The 15,078-nt window shown below is 74.2% G+C and carries 9 protein-coding genes and 1 pseudogene; 1 reads left to right on the forward strand and 9 read right to left on the reverse strand.

What is annotated here, in order from left to right; all coding sequences use genetic code 11:
• Positions 1-274 precede the first annotated feature (274 nt).
• The 9 genes and pseudogenes from typA to OG689_RS17170 all read right to left on the reverse strand — a co-directional run bounded on the left by typA (position 275) and on the right by OG689_RS17170 (position 14,240).
• Entirely contained in the window at positions 275-2,143 is a 1,869-nt protein-coding gene (gene typA / locus OG689_RS17130) for a translational GTPase TypA (protein ID WP_266321360.1), read from the reverse strand.
• A gap of 294 nt (positions 2,144-2,437) precedes the next feature.
• Positions 2,438-3,018, reverse strand: a pseudogene (locus OG689_RS17135) (Uma2 family endonuclease).
• An 86-nt stretch (positions 3,019-3,104) separates the two neighbouring features.
• Positions 3,105-4,970, reverse strand: coding sequence for an ABC transporter family substrate-binding protein (locus tag OG689_RS17140; protein ID WP_266321361.1), 1,866 nt, complete (start codon positions 4,968-4,970; stop codon positions 3,105-3,107).
• 167 nt (positions 4,971-5,137) lie between these two features.
• On the reverse strand, positions 5,138-7,621 hold the full coding sequence (locus tag OG689_RS17145) for a SpoIIE family protein phosphatase (RefSeq protein WP_266327218.1): 2,484 nt from the start codon (positions 7,619-7,621) through the stop codon (positions 5,138-5,140).
• 299 nt (positions 7,622-7,920) lie between these two features.
• Positions 7,921-10,623: a SpoIIE family protein phosphatase gene (locus tag OG689_RS17150; RefSeq protein WP_266321362.1), complete on the reverse strand. Its 2,703-nt coding sequence runs from the start codon at positions 10,621-10,623 to the stop codon at positions 7,921-7,923.
• Between the two features lie 437 nt (positions 10,624-11,060).
• Positions 11,061-11,456 (reverse strand): NUDIX domain-containing protein, encoded by a 396-nt coding sequence (locus OG689_RS17155; protein ID WP_266321363.1) that lies wholly within the window; start codon positions 11,454-11,456, stop codon positions 11,061-11,063.
• Positions 11,457-11,466: 10 nt separating this feature from the next.
• Positions 11,467-11,619 (reverse strand): SPOR domain-containing protein, encoded by a 153-nt coding sequence (locus tag OG689_RS17160; protein ID WP_266321364.1) that lies wholly within the window; start codon positions 11,617-11,619, stop codon positions 11,467-11,469.
• A 204-nt stretch (positions 11,620-11,823) separates the two neighbouring features.
• Positions 11,824-13,299, reverse strand: coding sequence for a DUF4190 domain-containing protein (locus tag OG689_RS17165; protein ID WP_266321365.1), 1,476 nt, complete (start codon positions 13,297-13,299; stop codon positions 11,824-11,826).
• A 128-nt stretch (positions 13,300-13,427) separates the two neighbouring features.
• Complete coding sequence (locus tag OG689_RS17170) at positions 13,428-14,240, reverse strand: methyltransferase domain-containing protein (RefSeq protein ID WP_266321366.1); 813 nt, start codon at positions 14,238-14,240, stop codon at positions 13,428-13,430.
• A gap of 145 nt (positions 14,241-14,385) precedes the next feature.
• Here OG689_RS17170 and OG689_RS17175 point away from each other — a divergent pair, with 145 nt between their 5' ends.
• On the forward strand, positions 14,386-14,973 hold the full coding sequence (locus OG689_RS17175; RefSeq protein ID WP_266321368.1) for a pyridoxamine 5'-phosphate oxidase family protein: 588 nt from the start codon (positions 14,386-14,388) through the stop codon (positions 14,971-14,973).
• Positions 14,974-15,078: the final 105 nt, after the last annotated feature.

The following is a 15,078-nucleotide window of genomic DNA, read 5'->3' on the forward strand; positions in this document are numbered from 1 at the left end:
CGCCCTTCGCCGGCGCCCCGGGGGGGCGCAAAGCACGAATTGACGCGGCCATGGCACTATCGGCGGCCCGATCCGTCCGTGGACGATCCGACCGGGCTGCCCGAGGTGCCCGGAAAGGCGACGGACGCCCCCGGCGGGGCCTCTCGGGGCCACCTGCGGGCACGAAAAACGGCCGCCGTCCCTCCTCCCTCTCGGGAGGCGGGACGGCGGCCGGACGGCGCTACGGTCGCGGTGTCAGGACACCGCGGCGAGCGTCAGCACGCCGGAGCGGGCGTCAGTTCTTCTTGGCGCGCGAGGCCGTACGGCCGCGCTCCTTCTGGTCCAGGACGACCTTGCGGATACGCACGGTCTCCGGGGTCACCTCGATGCACTCGTCCTCGCGGCAGAACTCCAGCGACTGCTCCAGCGAGAGCTTGCGCGGCGGCACCAGGTTCTCGGTGGTGTCGGAGGAGGCCGCACGCATGTTGGTGAGCTTCTTCTCCTTGGTGATGTTGATGTCCATGTCGTCCTGGCGCGAGTTCTCGCCGACGATCATGCCCTCGTACACCTCGGTGGTGGGCTCGACGAAGAGCGTGCCGCGCTCCTGGATGCCCATCATCGCGAACGGCGTCACGACGCCCGCGCGGTCGGCGACCAGCGAACCGTTGTTGCGCATCCGGAGCTCGCCGAACCACGGCTCGTGGCCCTCGAAGATGGAGTGCGCGATGCCGGTGCCGCGGGTGTCCGTCAGGAACTGGGTGCGGAAGCCGATCAGGCCGCGCGACGGGACGATGAACTCCATGCGGACCCAGCCGGAGCCGTGGTTCGTCATGGTCTCCATGCGGCCCTTGCGGGTCGCCATCAGCTGGGTGATCGCGCCGAGGTACTCCTCGGGGCTGTCGATGGTCATCCGCTCGACCGGCTCGTGGGTCTTGCCGTTGATGACCTTGGTGACGACCTGCGGCTTGCCGACGGTCAGCTCGAAGAGCTCCCGGCGCATGGTCTCGACCAGGATGGCCAGCGCCAGCTCGCCACGGCCCTGGACCTCCCAGGCGTCCGGACGCTCGGTCGGCAGCACGCGGAGCGAGACGTTACCGATCAGCTCACGGTCCAGGCGGTCCTTCACCATGCGGGCCGTGACCTTGTGGCCCTTGCCGCCCTTGCCGACCAGCGGCGAGGTGTTGGTGCCGATGACCATCGAGATGGCCGGCTCGTCGACCGTGATCAGCGGCAGCGCGATCGGGTTCTCGATGTCGGCCAGGGTCTCGCCGATCATGATGTCCGGGATGCCCGCGACGGCGCAGATGTCGCCGGGGCCGGCCACCTCGGCCGGCTTGCGGGTGAGCGCCTCGGTCATCAGCAGCTCGGTGATCTTGACCTGCTGGATCGAGCCGTCCCGCTTGATCCACGCGACCTGCTGGCCCTTGCGCAGCTCGCCCTGCTCGACGCGGCAGAGCGCGATGCGGCCGAGGAAGTTGTCGGCGTCCAGGTTGGTGACGTGCGCCTGGAGCGGGGCGTCCTCGTCGTAGACCGGGGCCGGGACGTGCTCCAGGATGGTGGAGAAGAACGGCTCCAGCGAGTCGCTGTCGGCCGGCACGGTGCCGTTCTCCGGCTTGGTCATCGAGGCGACGCCGTCACGCGCACAGGCGTAGACGATCGGGAACTCGATCTGCTCCTCGGTGGCGTCGAGGTCCAGGAAGAGGTCGTAGGTCTCGTTGATGACCTCGTCGATCCGGGAGTCCGGACGGTCGGTCTTGTTGATGCAGAGGATGACCGGGAGCTTGGCGGTCAGGGCCTTGCGGAGCACGAAGCGGGTCTGCGGCAGCGGACCCTCCGAGGCGTCGACCAGGAGGACGACCGCGTCGACCATCGACAGGCCGCGCTCGACCTCGCCACCGAAGTCGGCGTGGCCCGGGGTGTCGATGATGTTGATCGTGATCGGCGCGCCACCCTCCTTCGGGTGGTACTTGACGGCGGTGTTCTTCGCGAGAATGGTGATGCCCTTCTCGCGCTCCAGGTCGTTGGAGTCCATCATTCGGTCGTCGAGGTGCTGGTGGGCGGCGAAGGCGCCGGCCTGCTTCAGCATGGCGTCGACCAGCGTGGTCTTGCCGTGGTCGACGTGGGCGACGATGGCAACGTTGCGGATGTCATTGCGCGTGGGCATGCGGAGCGGATTCTCCCGGAGTCGTGGGTTACGGCGCCCGGCTGCGTGACCGCCGACCTGCGATCCCTGTTGATCGCCGCCGCCCGTTCCGCCTGCTACTACCGGTCCACCCGCCGGGCAGACACGCCACGGCTTTCTCCTATGGTACTGGGAACCACCCAGCTGGGCCGAAACGGCCACTTGCCCCCGGCTCCGGAGCGGGGGTGTGATCGGTCACCCGGCACGGTCGTGACCGTGCCGGAGGGGCCCGCGGACACACCCGGGGCCCCTCCGGAGGCCGTCCTCGGACGGCGGTCAGAGCTGGTCGATGGCGGTCAGGTCGATGTCGATCGCGAACGGCAGCGCGAGCTTCAGCCGCTCCCGGTGGATGCCGACGGCGAGGTACTCGCGGGTCGGGGCGTCCAGTTCGTAGACGTGCACCACGGGGCGGCCGCCCTCGCGCTCGACCAGCCAGAAGTGCGGGATCCCGGCGCCGGCGTACAGGTCCGGCTTGCGCTCGCGGTCGCGCTCCTCCGAGTCCGGGGAGACCACCTCGACGGCCAGCAGGACGTCGGCGGGTCGGAAGCTCGTCCGCTCGGGGCCGGTGACAGCGGAGGCCTTGACCACCATCAGGTCGGGCTCGGGGCGCTGGCGCGGGCCGAGGGTGACCGTCATCTCCCGGCGCACCCGCAGGAACCCTGGGGCAGTCACTCTCAAGCCCGCCCCATGAGCAGGTCGACAGCGACGCTGTGAAAGTCACGCTGAGGGCTCACGAGTACCAGGCTCCCGTCGATCAGCTCCGTGTGCGGAGGCAGGTCGGGGAGCCGGTCGAGGTCTTCGGCGGTGAAGCCGCCCCCCGGCGGAACGGCCCGGTCCGGCATTTTCTCGCGAGTCATCGTCGCGCCCATGGACGGACGTCTGGCCCTGGTACACAGCGTAGTGCCACGACTTCCGTCCGGGTTCACCATGTCGTGCGGATCGGTCAGGTCGTGGCCAGGAATCCGAGGTCCTGGTAGCGCGGCCGGGCGAAGCCGTACGCTCCCGCGCCGGCCACGCCGTTGCGGACGGCGACCAGGTCGGGGCGCTGGTAGAGCGGGACGGAGTGGCCCAGCTCCCAGATCCTGGCGTCGGCCTGCTGGAGCAGCGAGCGCTCGGCGGCCGGGTCGAGTTCGGCGGCGGCCCGGTCGAAGAGGAGGTCGATCTCCGCGGTGCCGGTCCGGGCGTAGTTGGAGCCGAGCCGCGGGGCGCCGTCCGGGCCGGGCTGCGGCTTGGCGTACACGGCCCGCTCGTCGGTGGCCGGGGAGGCCGTGGCGGGCCAGGAGAACAGGGCGAGGTCGAAGTCGCCCGAGGCCAGCGGGCCGCTGACGAAGGTGTCGACGGGGACGGCCCTGGAGTGCAGCGCGATGCCGGAGCCGGCCAGGTCGGCGGTCAGCGCCTCGGCCGTGCGGCGGGCGGTGGCCGATCCTTCGGGCAGCAGCAGGGTGAGGCTGAGCTCCTTGCCGTCCTTGGACCGGGTGCCGGAGCCCGCGTTCTTCCAGCCGGCCTCGTCCAGCAGCCGGGTCGCCGGGGCGTCCCCGGCCGCCGCGCTGTTGTCCTGGTAGCCCTCCTGGCCGACTGCCAGCAGGTGGTTGCCGAGCGGGGTGGCGGGCAGGCCGAGCGGGGTGAGGGCGGCGTCGGCGATCTTGCGGCGGTCGACGGCCCGGGCCAGCGCGCGGCGGACGGCCGGGTCGGTCAGCGGCGCCCGGGAAGCGTTGAGGGTGAGTTCGGTGAGCGCGGGGGCGGCCGCCCGGTGCAGGGAGAGGCCGGGCAGGGACTCGGCCCGCTTGAGCGCCTGCGCGGAGGCCACGGCCAGCGCGACCCCGGCCGAGTCGGGCGGCGCGGCGGCGGCCGACGCCGCGGAGGCGGACGACGCCGCGGACGAGGACGACGCCGCGGACGAGGACGGCGCGGTGGCGGGCTCGGCCGCCGCCGGCGTGGTGGCCGCGGCCTGGGTGACCGCGGGCTCCGAGCCGCCGGCCCGGTCGACCGCGTCGGTGAGGGTGGCGATGTCGAGCTTGCCCTGGTCGAGGGCGTCCAGCCGGGCGGACGCGGGGGTGGCGAGGAAGTCGATCCGCTCGGCCTTCGGCGCGTCGCCCCACCACTTCGGGTTGCGGACCAGCGCCGCCCGGCCCGCCGTCCGGTCGTAGTCGGCGAGCAGGAACGGTCCGCCGGAGGTGTGGAAGTCCCCGGCGAGCGGCTGGTTGAACGCCTCCGGGGAGCCGGTGGCCGAGGCCGGGTAGAGCGGGCCGAACAGCGCCCGCCACTGCCCGTACGGCTGCTTGAAGGTGACCTTCACCTCGGTGGCGTCGGCGCCCTGGGTGATCGAGTCGATCGTGTCGTACCCGGCCGGGCGGGCCGCCTGGTAGGCCGGGTTGGCGCCGGCCAGGGCGCTGCGCTGGGCGGTGAAGTCGGCGACCGAGATCGGGGTGCCGTCGCTCCAGACCGCCTTCGGGTTGAGCCGATACGTGACGACCTGCGGGGACTGCCCGACCGGGGTGGACTCGGCGGAGAGCAGGTAGTCCGGGTCGGCGGTGGGGCGGGCGTGCTCGTCGAAGCGGAACAGCGAGGGCAGCACGGCCCGGGCGAGCAGCTCGGAGTCGGCGGTGGCCGCGGGCTGGTACACGTTCAGCGTCGCGGGGACGGCGTCGACGGCCCAGCGCAGGGTGCCCCCCTCGCGGACCTGGGCCCGGTCGGCGGCGCTGACGTCGGAGGCCGCCGCGGCGGCCGGCGCCGGGTCGTCCGAACAGCCCGCCAGCACGGCGGCGAGGAGCAGCGCGGCGGCTGCGGCGGTGACTTGGCGGGCGCGCATGCTCGGCTCCGTCGGCTGGTCGGGTGACCCGAGGACCGGGGTGGGTCACCACTCAACGCGACGGCGTACCGGGCGTGGGCCCGACACGGCGGACGACCGCGCCGAAGCACCCGCGTGGCGGACAGCCGGGCACCCGGCGAGGGGCGGCCGGAGGGCCGCCGCGCCGGTCAGGGGCTCAGCTCGAACCAGACGATCTTGCCCTTGGGCGTTCGGCGGCTGCCCCAGCGCTCGGCCAGCAGACTGACCAGCTGCAGGCCGCGGCCGCCCTCGTCGGTCTCCTGGGCGCGGCGCTGGCGGGGCTGCGCGTAGCCGTCGTCCCAGACCTCGCAGACCACCGTCCGGTCGCGCAGCAGCCGCAGCCGGATGTCGCCCCGGCCGTGCCGCAGGGCGTTCGTGACCAGCTCGCTGACCAGCAGCTCGGTGGTGTCGACGAGTTCGTCCAGGCCGCGGGCCAGCAGCCAGCTGCAGGCCCGCTCGCGGGCCTTGGCGACCGAGGTCGGCTCGGGCGGCAGGCGCCAGTCGCCGACGGCGTCCTCGGGGAATGCGTGCACCTTTGCCATCAGCAGGGCGATGTCGTCCTCGCCGTGGTGCGGGTTCAGCTCGCCGAGGACGTGGTCGCAGAGGTCCTCCAGGCTCTTGGCGCCGGCCGACAGCGCCTGCCGGAAGGCGCGCAGGCCCTCGTCCAGCTGGTGCTTGCGGGACTCGACCAGGCCGTCGGTGTACAGGCCGAGCAGGGCGCCGTCCGGGAGAGTCAGCTCGACCTCCTCGAAGGGCTCGCCGCCGACGCCCAGCGGCAGGCCGGGCGGGACGTCGAGCATCCGGGCGCTCTCGCCGGGGCTGAGCAGGACCGGTGGCAGGTGGCCGGCGTTGGCGAACACGCAGCGCCTGGTGACGGCGTCGAAGACCGCGTACACGCAGGTGGCCAGGTAGACCTCGCGGGCCTCCTCGTCGGCGGGCGAGGTGAGCCGGCCGTACGGGGTGGTGCCGGCCGCCGGGGCGGAGTCGTCGCCGAGCCCGCGGGCGATCTCGTCCAGGGCGGTGAGCACCTCGGCCGGGTCCAGGTCGAGCATCGCGAGGGTCCGTACCGCGGTGCGCAGCTGGCCCATCGCGACGGCGGCCCGCAGGCCGCGGCCCATCACGTCGCCGATCACCAGGGCGGTGCGGTTGCCGGGCAGCGGGATGATGTCGAACCAGTCGCCGCCGACCTCGGTGTTGTTGTTGCTGGGCAGGTAGCGGCAGGCGATCTCCAGGCCGCTGGCGGCCGGGTTGCCCGGGGGCAGCAGGCTGCGCTGCAGGATCAGCGCGCGCTCGTGCTCGCGGCGGTACAGCCGGGCGTTGTCGATGCAGACGGCGGCGCGGGCGACCAGCTCCTCGGCGATCGCGACGTCCCGGGCGTCGAAGGGCTCGCTGCCGATCGCGCGGGACAGCTGGACCAGGCCGAGGACCTGGTCCCGGGCGACCAGCGGGACGATCAGGGTGGAGCGCAGCAGCGGGTCGGGCCCCGGCTCGGGGGCGACGCTGCGGCCGGTGCGCAGGGCCCGGGCGTGCGGGGAGCGGCGCGGGTAACAGAGCGTGCCGCCGGCCTCGGCCACCGGGAACCCGGCGACCGAGCCGAGCACCGAGGAGGCGCCGCCGACCACGCTGGAGACGGCGACCCGGCGCAGCTCGCCGCAGCCGTCGGTGAGCACCGGCTCGCCCGGCCGGCCCGCCCGGGGGGCGTTCTCACCGGTCAGCAGGGCGGTGTAGAGGTCGACCGTGGCCAGGTCGCAGAACGGCGGGACGACAACGTCCAGCAGTTCCTTGGCGGTGGTCTCCAGGTCGAGGGTGGAGCCGATGTGCGCGCTGGCCTCGTTGAGCAGCGCGAGGTTGCGCCGGACGCCGTCGGCCTCACGCTCGGCGACATGACGGCTGGTGACGTCGGAGACCTGCCCGGCGACGCCCATCGGCTGCCCGCCGCCGCCGTCGAGGCGGTAGAGCGAGATGGCCCAGAGGCGGTTCCCCTCCACCGCGGGGGCGTGGAAGCGCAGGTCGAAGACGGGCTCGCCGCTCTCCAGCACCTTGCGCAGGGCGGCGGCCAGGCGGTCGGCCTCGGAGGGCGGGAAGAGGTCGAACGGGGTGAGGCCCTCCAGGTCGGCCGGCCCGAGGCCGACGCCGGAGGCGAAGGCGTCGTTGACGCGCTGCAGGCGCAGCCGGGCGTCGAAGAGCACGAATCCGGTCGGGGTCTGCCCGAAGACGGCCTCGGAGGCCGCGAGGTCGGTCTCGATCCGGCGCAGCCGGCCGAGGTCGACGGCCAGGCAGGTCGCGCCGGTGGCGGGCAGCGCGCTGTCGGGCATCAGGTACAGCTCGGCGAGGCTCTCGGCGCCGGTGGCGTCCCGGTAGGGGGCGGTGCCGACCCATTCCTCGCCGCGGAGGATGCTCTCCAGCCTGGCCCGGCCGCGGGCCCAGAGCTCGCGGGGCACGAAGGTGGTGATCGGGTCGGCGCCGACCGCCTCGCCGGCGGGCAGGCCGAAGAACTCGGCGGCGCGGTCGCTCCACTGGCTGATCCGGCCGTCCGGGCCGATCGCGAAGGTGGCGACCCGGATGTAGTCGTAGATCGATCCGGGTTGGCCGTGTCCCCAGCGGGCCAGGCTCGCCGGTGCGGGCCTCGGCAGTCCGCCGGGAGCCGTGGACTGTCCGGGCACGGCGACATGACCGCTGCTGCTCGGCGCGCTCCGCGCCGGGGTGCTGTTCAACGGACCGACCCCTCCAACCCGCGACCGTCCGGATGTCGAGAAGACCGAGTATTCATCATCGAGGGGTGAGCGCACACGCCCTCAACATCACAACATCAGATCGGGCGAAGGTTTTTGTCCGGCCGCCCGCGCAACCACAATGCCACGCCCACGCCCCCTGCTGTCGTGCGCGCCCCCTCGGACCGCCGTACGCCATGTCATGTCCCGATCTACTCGCGTCACCTCTCGTCCGGCTCCATACCCGGGAGCGCCTGTTCGAACCAGACGACCTTGCCGATTCCTTCGGCCCGCGCCCCCCAGCGCAGGGCCAGCCGGCGGACGAGCTCCAGCCCCCGGCCGCCCTCGTCGGCCTCGGCGGCGTGCCGCTCCCGGGGCGGGTCGGGCAGCGGGTCGGAGATCTCGACCAGCAGGGTGTTTCCCAGCGTCAGGCGGACGCCGATCGGCGCGCTCGCGTAGCGGACGGAATTGGTGACCAGTTCGCTGACCAACAACTCGGCCGTGTCGGTGAGCTCCTCCACGCCCCATTCCGCCAGGGTGGCGCGGACCAGCCGGCGGGCCCGGGCGACCGCGGTCGGCTCGGCCGGCAGCGTCCAGCCCGCCGTCGGGGTACCGGCCTGCCCGTGGCCGAGCCGGGCCAGCAGCAGCGCGACGTCGTCCGGCTCCCGGCCCTGCTCCATGGTGCCCAGCACCGCCTCGCAGGCCTGCTGGATCGAGGCGTACGGCTCCTCCAGGACGGTCAGCAGCCGGCCGAGGCCCACGTCGAGGTCCTTGTCGCGGGACTCCACCAGACCGTCGGTGCAGAGCGCCAGCAGGCTGCCCTCGGGGATCTTCAGCTCGACCGATTCGAAGGGCACCCCACCGACCCCGAGCGGCGCCCCGGACGGCAGCTCCAGCACCCGGCCGACACCGCCGGGCAGCGGGCCGCCCGTGCGGGTCGGCTCCTCGGCGGCCTCCCTCGGGACGATCAGCACCGGCGGGATGTGCCCGGCCTTGGCGACCACCAGCCGGGCCGTCGCCGGGTCGAAGACGGCGTAGATGCAGGTCGCCAGCAGCGCCTCGTCCGGGCTCTGGGCGAGGTCGTCGGTCAGCTCGTGGACGTGCCGCAGCAGGACGTCCGGCGGCAGGTCCAGGCCCGCCAGGGTGCGCACCGCCGTCCGCAGCCGGCCCATCGTGGCGGCGGCCCGCAGACCGTGGCCCATCACGTCGCCGACCACCAGCGCGGTGCGGTCGCCGGGCAGCGGGATGACGTCGAACCAGTCACCGCCGACCTCGGTGCCGCTGCTGCCCGGCACGTACCGGTAGGCGACCTCCACCCCGGTCGGCTGCGGGACCTGCTGCGGCAGCAGGGTGCGCTGCAGGGTGAGCGCCGCGGTGCGCTCCCGGGCGTACAGCCGGGCGTTGTCCAGGGAACTGCCGGCCCGGTCGGCCAGCTCCACGGTGAAGGCGAGGTCGTCGCGGTCGAAGCCCTCGCGGTAGCCGGCCCGGCTGACCAGCAGCAGGCCGATCACGATGCCGCGGGCCCGCAGCGGCACCACCAGCATCGAGTGCACCCCGAGGTCCTGGGCGGCCTGCATCTTCGGGTCGGCCGGATAGGTGACGTCGGCCAGCTCGTCCGCGCCGGACAGCAGCTCGGGCACGCCGGTGCGCAGCACCCGGCCGCAGGCCGAGTCCTCCGCGAAGGTGATCCTGGCCCCCCGGCGGAGCATCACCTCCACCTCGGGGCCGTCCTGGACCGAGGCCGTGCCGAGCTGGAGCAGCGAGGTGCGGCGGTCGTGGCCGTGCCGGGGCAGGTCGTCCCCGTGCGCGACGGCCTGCAGCAGGATCACCGCCGCGTGGTCGGTCAGCCGGGGCACCACCGCGCTCGCCAGCTCCTGGGCGATCCGGGAGGCGTCCAGCAGGTCGCCGACCCGGGAGCCGAACTCGTTCAGCAGTGACAACCGGCGGCGGGCGTGCTCGACCTTGGCCACCGCCCGGTAGCGCTCGGTCACGTCCATCACGGTGCCGGAGATGCCGAGCACCCGGCCCGCCCGGTCGGTCATCCGGCTGTAGGAGATCGAGCGGAACCCGGCGCGGGCCGTCACCGGCGAGGCCAGGGTGACGTCGATCACCGGCTCACCGGTGGCCAGCACCTGCCGCTGGATGGCGGTGATCTCGTCCGCGGCCCGCTCGGGCAGGGTCTCGCCGGTGGTCCGGCCGGTGTGCTCCTCGATCGGGACGCCGTTCATGTCGGCCAGCGTCTGGTTGACCGCGGTGTAGCGCAGGTCGGTGTCGAGCACCGCGATGCCCAGCGGTGACTGCTCGAACAGGGCGTCGCGCACCGCGAGGTCCCGCTCGACGGCCTGCAGGGCCCGCGCCTCGGCCAACGCCACCTGGAGGAACGGGGTGCCGTCACCGTCCACCAGCAGCGAGATCCGGGCCTCGACGGCGACCGCCGGGCCGTCCCGGTGGCGGATCTCGGTCAGCCCGTGCCAGCCGCCGCTGCGCAGGGTCGCCTGGATCGCCGCCCTGGTCCGGACGACCTGCTCCTCGTCGCCCAGCAGGTCGTCGATCCGGCGGCCCACCAGCAGCTCGCTCGGCCAGCCGAGCAGTTCCTCCGCGGCCGGGCTCCACAGCACCACCCGGGCGGAGGTGTCCAGGATCGCGATGGCCACCTTCACCACGTCGAAGAGGCTGCCCCCGGTCCGCGTCGGCGGCCCGTCCTCCGGCGGCCCGGTGTCGGGGAACGCCAGCCCCGGGCCGCCCCGGGTGCCCACCGTCGGGGGCCCCGGATGGACCAGCGGCAGCGTGACGCGGGGGCCGGCCTCGGCCTCGCGGCGGCGGGCGGCCGGGCCCGCCGCCCGGGTGCCGGAGCGCAGCCGGGCCCTCGCCGCCGCGCCACCCGCCTGCGCGCGGCGCAGTGGACCCAGGCCGGTGGGGGCCACGCGCCGCGGCCCCCGTCGGGGAAGGCCCTGGGCTCGTCGTTCTCCCTCGCCATTACCCGTACTCGACACCGACGGGGCCTCCGCCTCTCGGACTGCGCGCCCCGGCGGGGTGCCGGGCGCGGAATGTCGTGGCCGATCCCAGGTCACGACCGGATCCGCCGGAACGGCCGGCTCACCGATGGTGACGAATGCTGCCGAACAGTGACATACCCAGCGGAAACCACGGCTATCCCGGCGGGTGGCCGGTGGTTTCCGATTGGCCTACCCGGGCCGCCGTGGGTGGTGCCGTGACGGGGCCGTGCCGCGGGCCCCGGCCGGCGGGGCGGGGCGGTCGGGCGCGGTCGGGCCTGGTCGGGGCGCGGCGCGACCGGACGGGACGGCGCGGCCCGCGAGGGGCCGCCACGGGCCGTGGGCGGGCCGGAGGCGGCCCGCACGGATCAGTCGCGGGCCAGGAGGCGGGCCACGTGCGGCAGGACCTCACGGTCGTGCTCCAGCCACTCGACGTCGCCCAGTTCGCCCGGGCCCAGCCAGCGCAGTTCGGAGTGGTCCTCCAGGGGCTGCGGCTCGCCGGACACCAACTCGGCCGCCCAGAACCGCAGCTCCAGGCCGGCCCGCACCGTCCAGCTGCCCGGCAGCGCTTCCAACGCCTTGGCCCTGACGCCCAGTTCCTCCAGCAGCTCGCGCTCCAGCGCCTGCTCCTCGGACTCGCCGGGCTCGGCCTTCCCACCCGGGAACTCCCAGCGCCCGGCGACCTCGGGCGGCGCGCTGCGCCGGGCCGCCAGCACCCGGCCCCGGTGGACGAGTGCGCCGCCGACGACGATCCGGATCTCCATGGCCCCGACCCTATGCGCCCTCGGACTCCACCCAGTACAGCTGCTTGTGGCCGCGGGCCTCGAACTCGGCGGCGAGCCGCTCGGCCTCCGCCCGGCCCAGGCCGCCCGCGACCAGGTATCGATTGCCGTTGTCGTCCTGCCGCATCACCCGGTACGTCCCCATGCGGGCGAGGGTAGCGGGCCCGGCCCGCGTGGGGGTCGAGCCGGGCCGGCCCTGCCCTCGACGCTAGAGGCCGTCCGCTACCGGCAAGTACGGGACGGGTTAACAGTGCGTAAGGCCGCGACGGGCGGGGGCCGGACGGACCTGCCAGGGCTCGTCCGTCCGCCGCGGGCCCTGTGGTGCGGGCGGTGCGGCCGGTGCGGCCGGTCAGACCTGGAGGTCGCCGGGGTGTTCCCCGGTGGACAGGCCCAGGGCCGCGCGGACGGCCTTCGCCTCGCCGACGGAGTCCCGCAGCAGCGCCTTCGCCCGCTGCAGCGCCCGGGTCAGGTCCGCGCCGTCCCGCGCGGTCGTCACCGCGTGCCAGGCCTCCACGGCCGCCGGCTTGCTGGCCACCATCGCCTCGCCCGGAGCCTTGGCCCCCTCCGGCCAGGCGATCACGGCCAGCTTCTCGCCCTCCTGCCGGGTCGCCGTGGCCATCGTCGCCGCCCACGCCCGGTAGTCCGCCGGAGCGTCCGCGACCTCGTCCTCCGGGATGTCCTCGGCCGCGGCGTTGAGCGGCTTCACCGCCTCCAGGTAGGCGAGTTGGGCGGCCGTCAGGGTGGTGCGGTCGGTCCGCAGGGAGCCCTTGTGCGGCACGTCGACGTCCTCGAGGACGCAGATCAACGAGCCGCCGGAGGCCCGCCAGCTCCCCCGGGTCGGGTACATGTAGCTCAGACCGACGCCGTCCGGGACGGCCCAGTCGTCCAGGACGTAGCTGTCGAAGACCGGCTTGCAGAGCGTGTCGGCCGTCTTGAGGATCTTGTCCTCGCCCGGGTAGCCGCCGCCCTCGGCCGCGGCGATCGGTGCGGTGCCGGCCGCCTCGGAGTGGTGCGGGAGCGAGCACGGCACCTTGGTCACCCAGGACACCTGCCGGCCCGCGTCACCGCTGCCCGGCGCCGGGTTGTAGCAGTCGCCCTTGGCGACCTTGTCCCAGGTGACCGAGCCGGGCGGACCGGCCGGGCGGATCGGCAGAGCGCCGTCCGCGTCCTCGGACGCCACGCCGAGGACGGCCAACGCACCGAGCAGCAGGCCGAGAACGGCCAGCACCACCCCGGCCACCGCCATGCCGCGACCGCGCTCCTGCCGCTTGTGGATCTGCACCAAGGCGATCACCCCGAGCACCAGGGCGACCGGAGACATGCAGGTCAGCGCGGTGACCAGCGAACCGATCGCCAATCCGTTGGTGGGCCGCGGCGGGTACGCGTACATCCCCTGGTACCCGGAAACGGCGCCCGGCGTGACCGCACCCCAGCCGGTGGCCGGCGGGGCCCAGCCGGCCGGCGGCGCAGTCCGACCGGCCGGCGGCGCGCCCCAGCCGGCGGGCGGCGGGACGGCCGGGCCGGCCTGGCCGGCGGCGAGCAGGGCGGCGGCCTCCGCGGCGCCGGGCGGTGCCCACGGGTCGAAGGGTTCGGGGGCGGCGGGCGGGAACTGCTCGTCCGGCCGGAGTGCCCCGGGCGGCGGACCGGCGGGGGCCGGGATGCCGGCGGCGGGCGGCGCCTCGTCCTGCGGTGTCCCGATCGGAGCCGGCCTCACCGGCGACGACTCGACCTGCGGTGCCTCGTCCTGCGGTACCGCGGCCGTGGGCGCGGGGGCGGCAGGGTCGGCGGGGCCGTCCTCCGGGGAGCCCGGCTCGGCCTTCGACATGTTCGGCGACACCTTGAGCTCCCCCGGCCCGCCACTGGCGGGCACCAGTTCGACGACTGACCGACGCGCGACTCTATCGGACCAGCTCACCGATCCTTCACGGGCCCGTCACGCCCGGCCGGGGCGCCTCACGCCCGGGCCAGCACCTCCCCGTGCAGCACCGCGAACCAGCCGTCCTCGGCCGCAGCCCAGCTGCGCCAGGCCGCCGAGATCCGCTCCAGATCGGCCTGCCCGGCGAAGCCCTCGGCCAGGGCCGTCCCGGCGATCGCCGACTTCAGGATGCGGTCCGCCCACATGCCGCCCCACCACTCCCGCTGGTCGGGCGTCGCGTACGTCCAGGTGGAGGAACCCGCCTCGATCTCGGTGAAGCCCGCCGCCCTGGCCCAGGACAGCAGGCGGCGCCCGGCGTCGGGCTCGCCGCCGTTGGCCCGCGAGACGCGCTGGTACAGGTCGGCCCAGTCGTCCATCCCGGCCGGCCGGGGGTACCAGGTCATCGCCGCGTAGTCGGCGTCCCTGGCCGCCACCGTGCCGCCGGGCACCGTGACCCGGCGCATCTCGCGCAGCGCGGCGACCGGGTCGGCCACGTGCTGCAGCACCTGGTGGGCGTGCACCACGTCGAACTCGCCGTCCTCGAAGCGCAGTCGGTGGACGTCGGCGACCTCGAACACCACGTTGTCCAGCCCGCGCGCCGCGACGAACGCCGCGGCCTGCTCCAGCACCTCGGCCGAACTGTCCACCGCGACCACCCGCCCGCCGGGGCCGACCAGTTCGGCGAGGTCGGCGGTGATCGTGCCGGGCCCGCAGCCGACGTCCAGCAGGGCCTGGCCCGGGCGCAGCGACGGCAGCAGATAGGCCGCCGAGTTGGCGGCCGACCGGGACCGGTGCGAACGCAGCACGGACTCCTGATGGCCGTGGGTGTAGGTGTTCTGATGCTCGGTCATGACGCCCCCTCGGATCGGGCCGGACCGTTCTCCGGCCGTTCCGACGCTACTCCGCGTCTCGCCCAATGAGAATATTGATCTCAACATAAGAGACGATCGGAAGATGCACTGCCCCCGGGCGGCCCTCCTGCCGGAGAATCGGGGCATGGGAAAGACCTACGAACGGATCGACGGACGGCTGCGCGCTTTCATCGAGAGCCAGCCGGTCTTCTTCGCCGCGACCGCCCCGCTGGCGGACGACGGCCATGTCAACGTCTCCCCCAAGGGGCGCTCCGGCACCCTGGTCGTCATCGACGAACTCACTCTGGCCTACCTGGACTTCGGCGGCAGTACCGCGGAGACCATCGCCCATCTGCGGGAGAACGGGCGGATCACCCTGATGTGGTGCGCCTTCACCGGGCCGCCCACCGTGGTGCGGGTGCACGGGCGCGGCGAGGCCGTCTTCCGCGACGACCCGCGGTTCGCCGGACTGGTCGGCCGCTTCGACCCGGAGGCCGACGGCAGCGCCCTGCGGGCGATCGTGCTGGTGCACGCCGAGCGGGTGAGCGACTCCTGCGGCTTCGCCGTCCCGCTGATGGAGTACCGCGAGGACCGCAGCCTGCACGCGGACTTCTTCGACCGCAAGACCGACCCCGAGTTCGCCGTCTACTGCGAGGGCAAGGACTACGTCGGCACCAGCATCGACGGCATGCCCGCCCTGCCACTGCCGCTGCCCCCGCGTCCGGCGGTCTGACCGGCCCGCCGGACGGCGCGGGGCAGGCCGCAGCCCCCGCCGGACCCACTCCGGCGGGGGCTGCGGCACTTCGGCGGCCGCGGGCCCCGGTGAACGCGGGCCCGA

Source organism: Kitasatospora sp. NBC_00240, from assembly GCF_026342405.1.
GTDB lineage: Bacteria > Actinomycetota > Actinomycetes > Streptomycetales > Streptomycetaceae > Kitasatospora.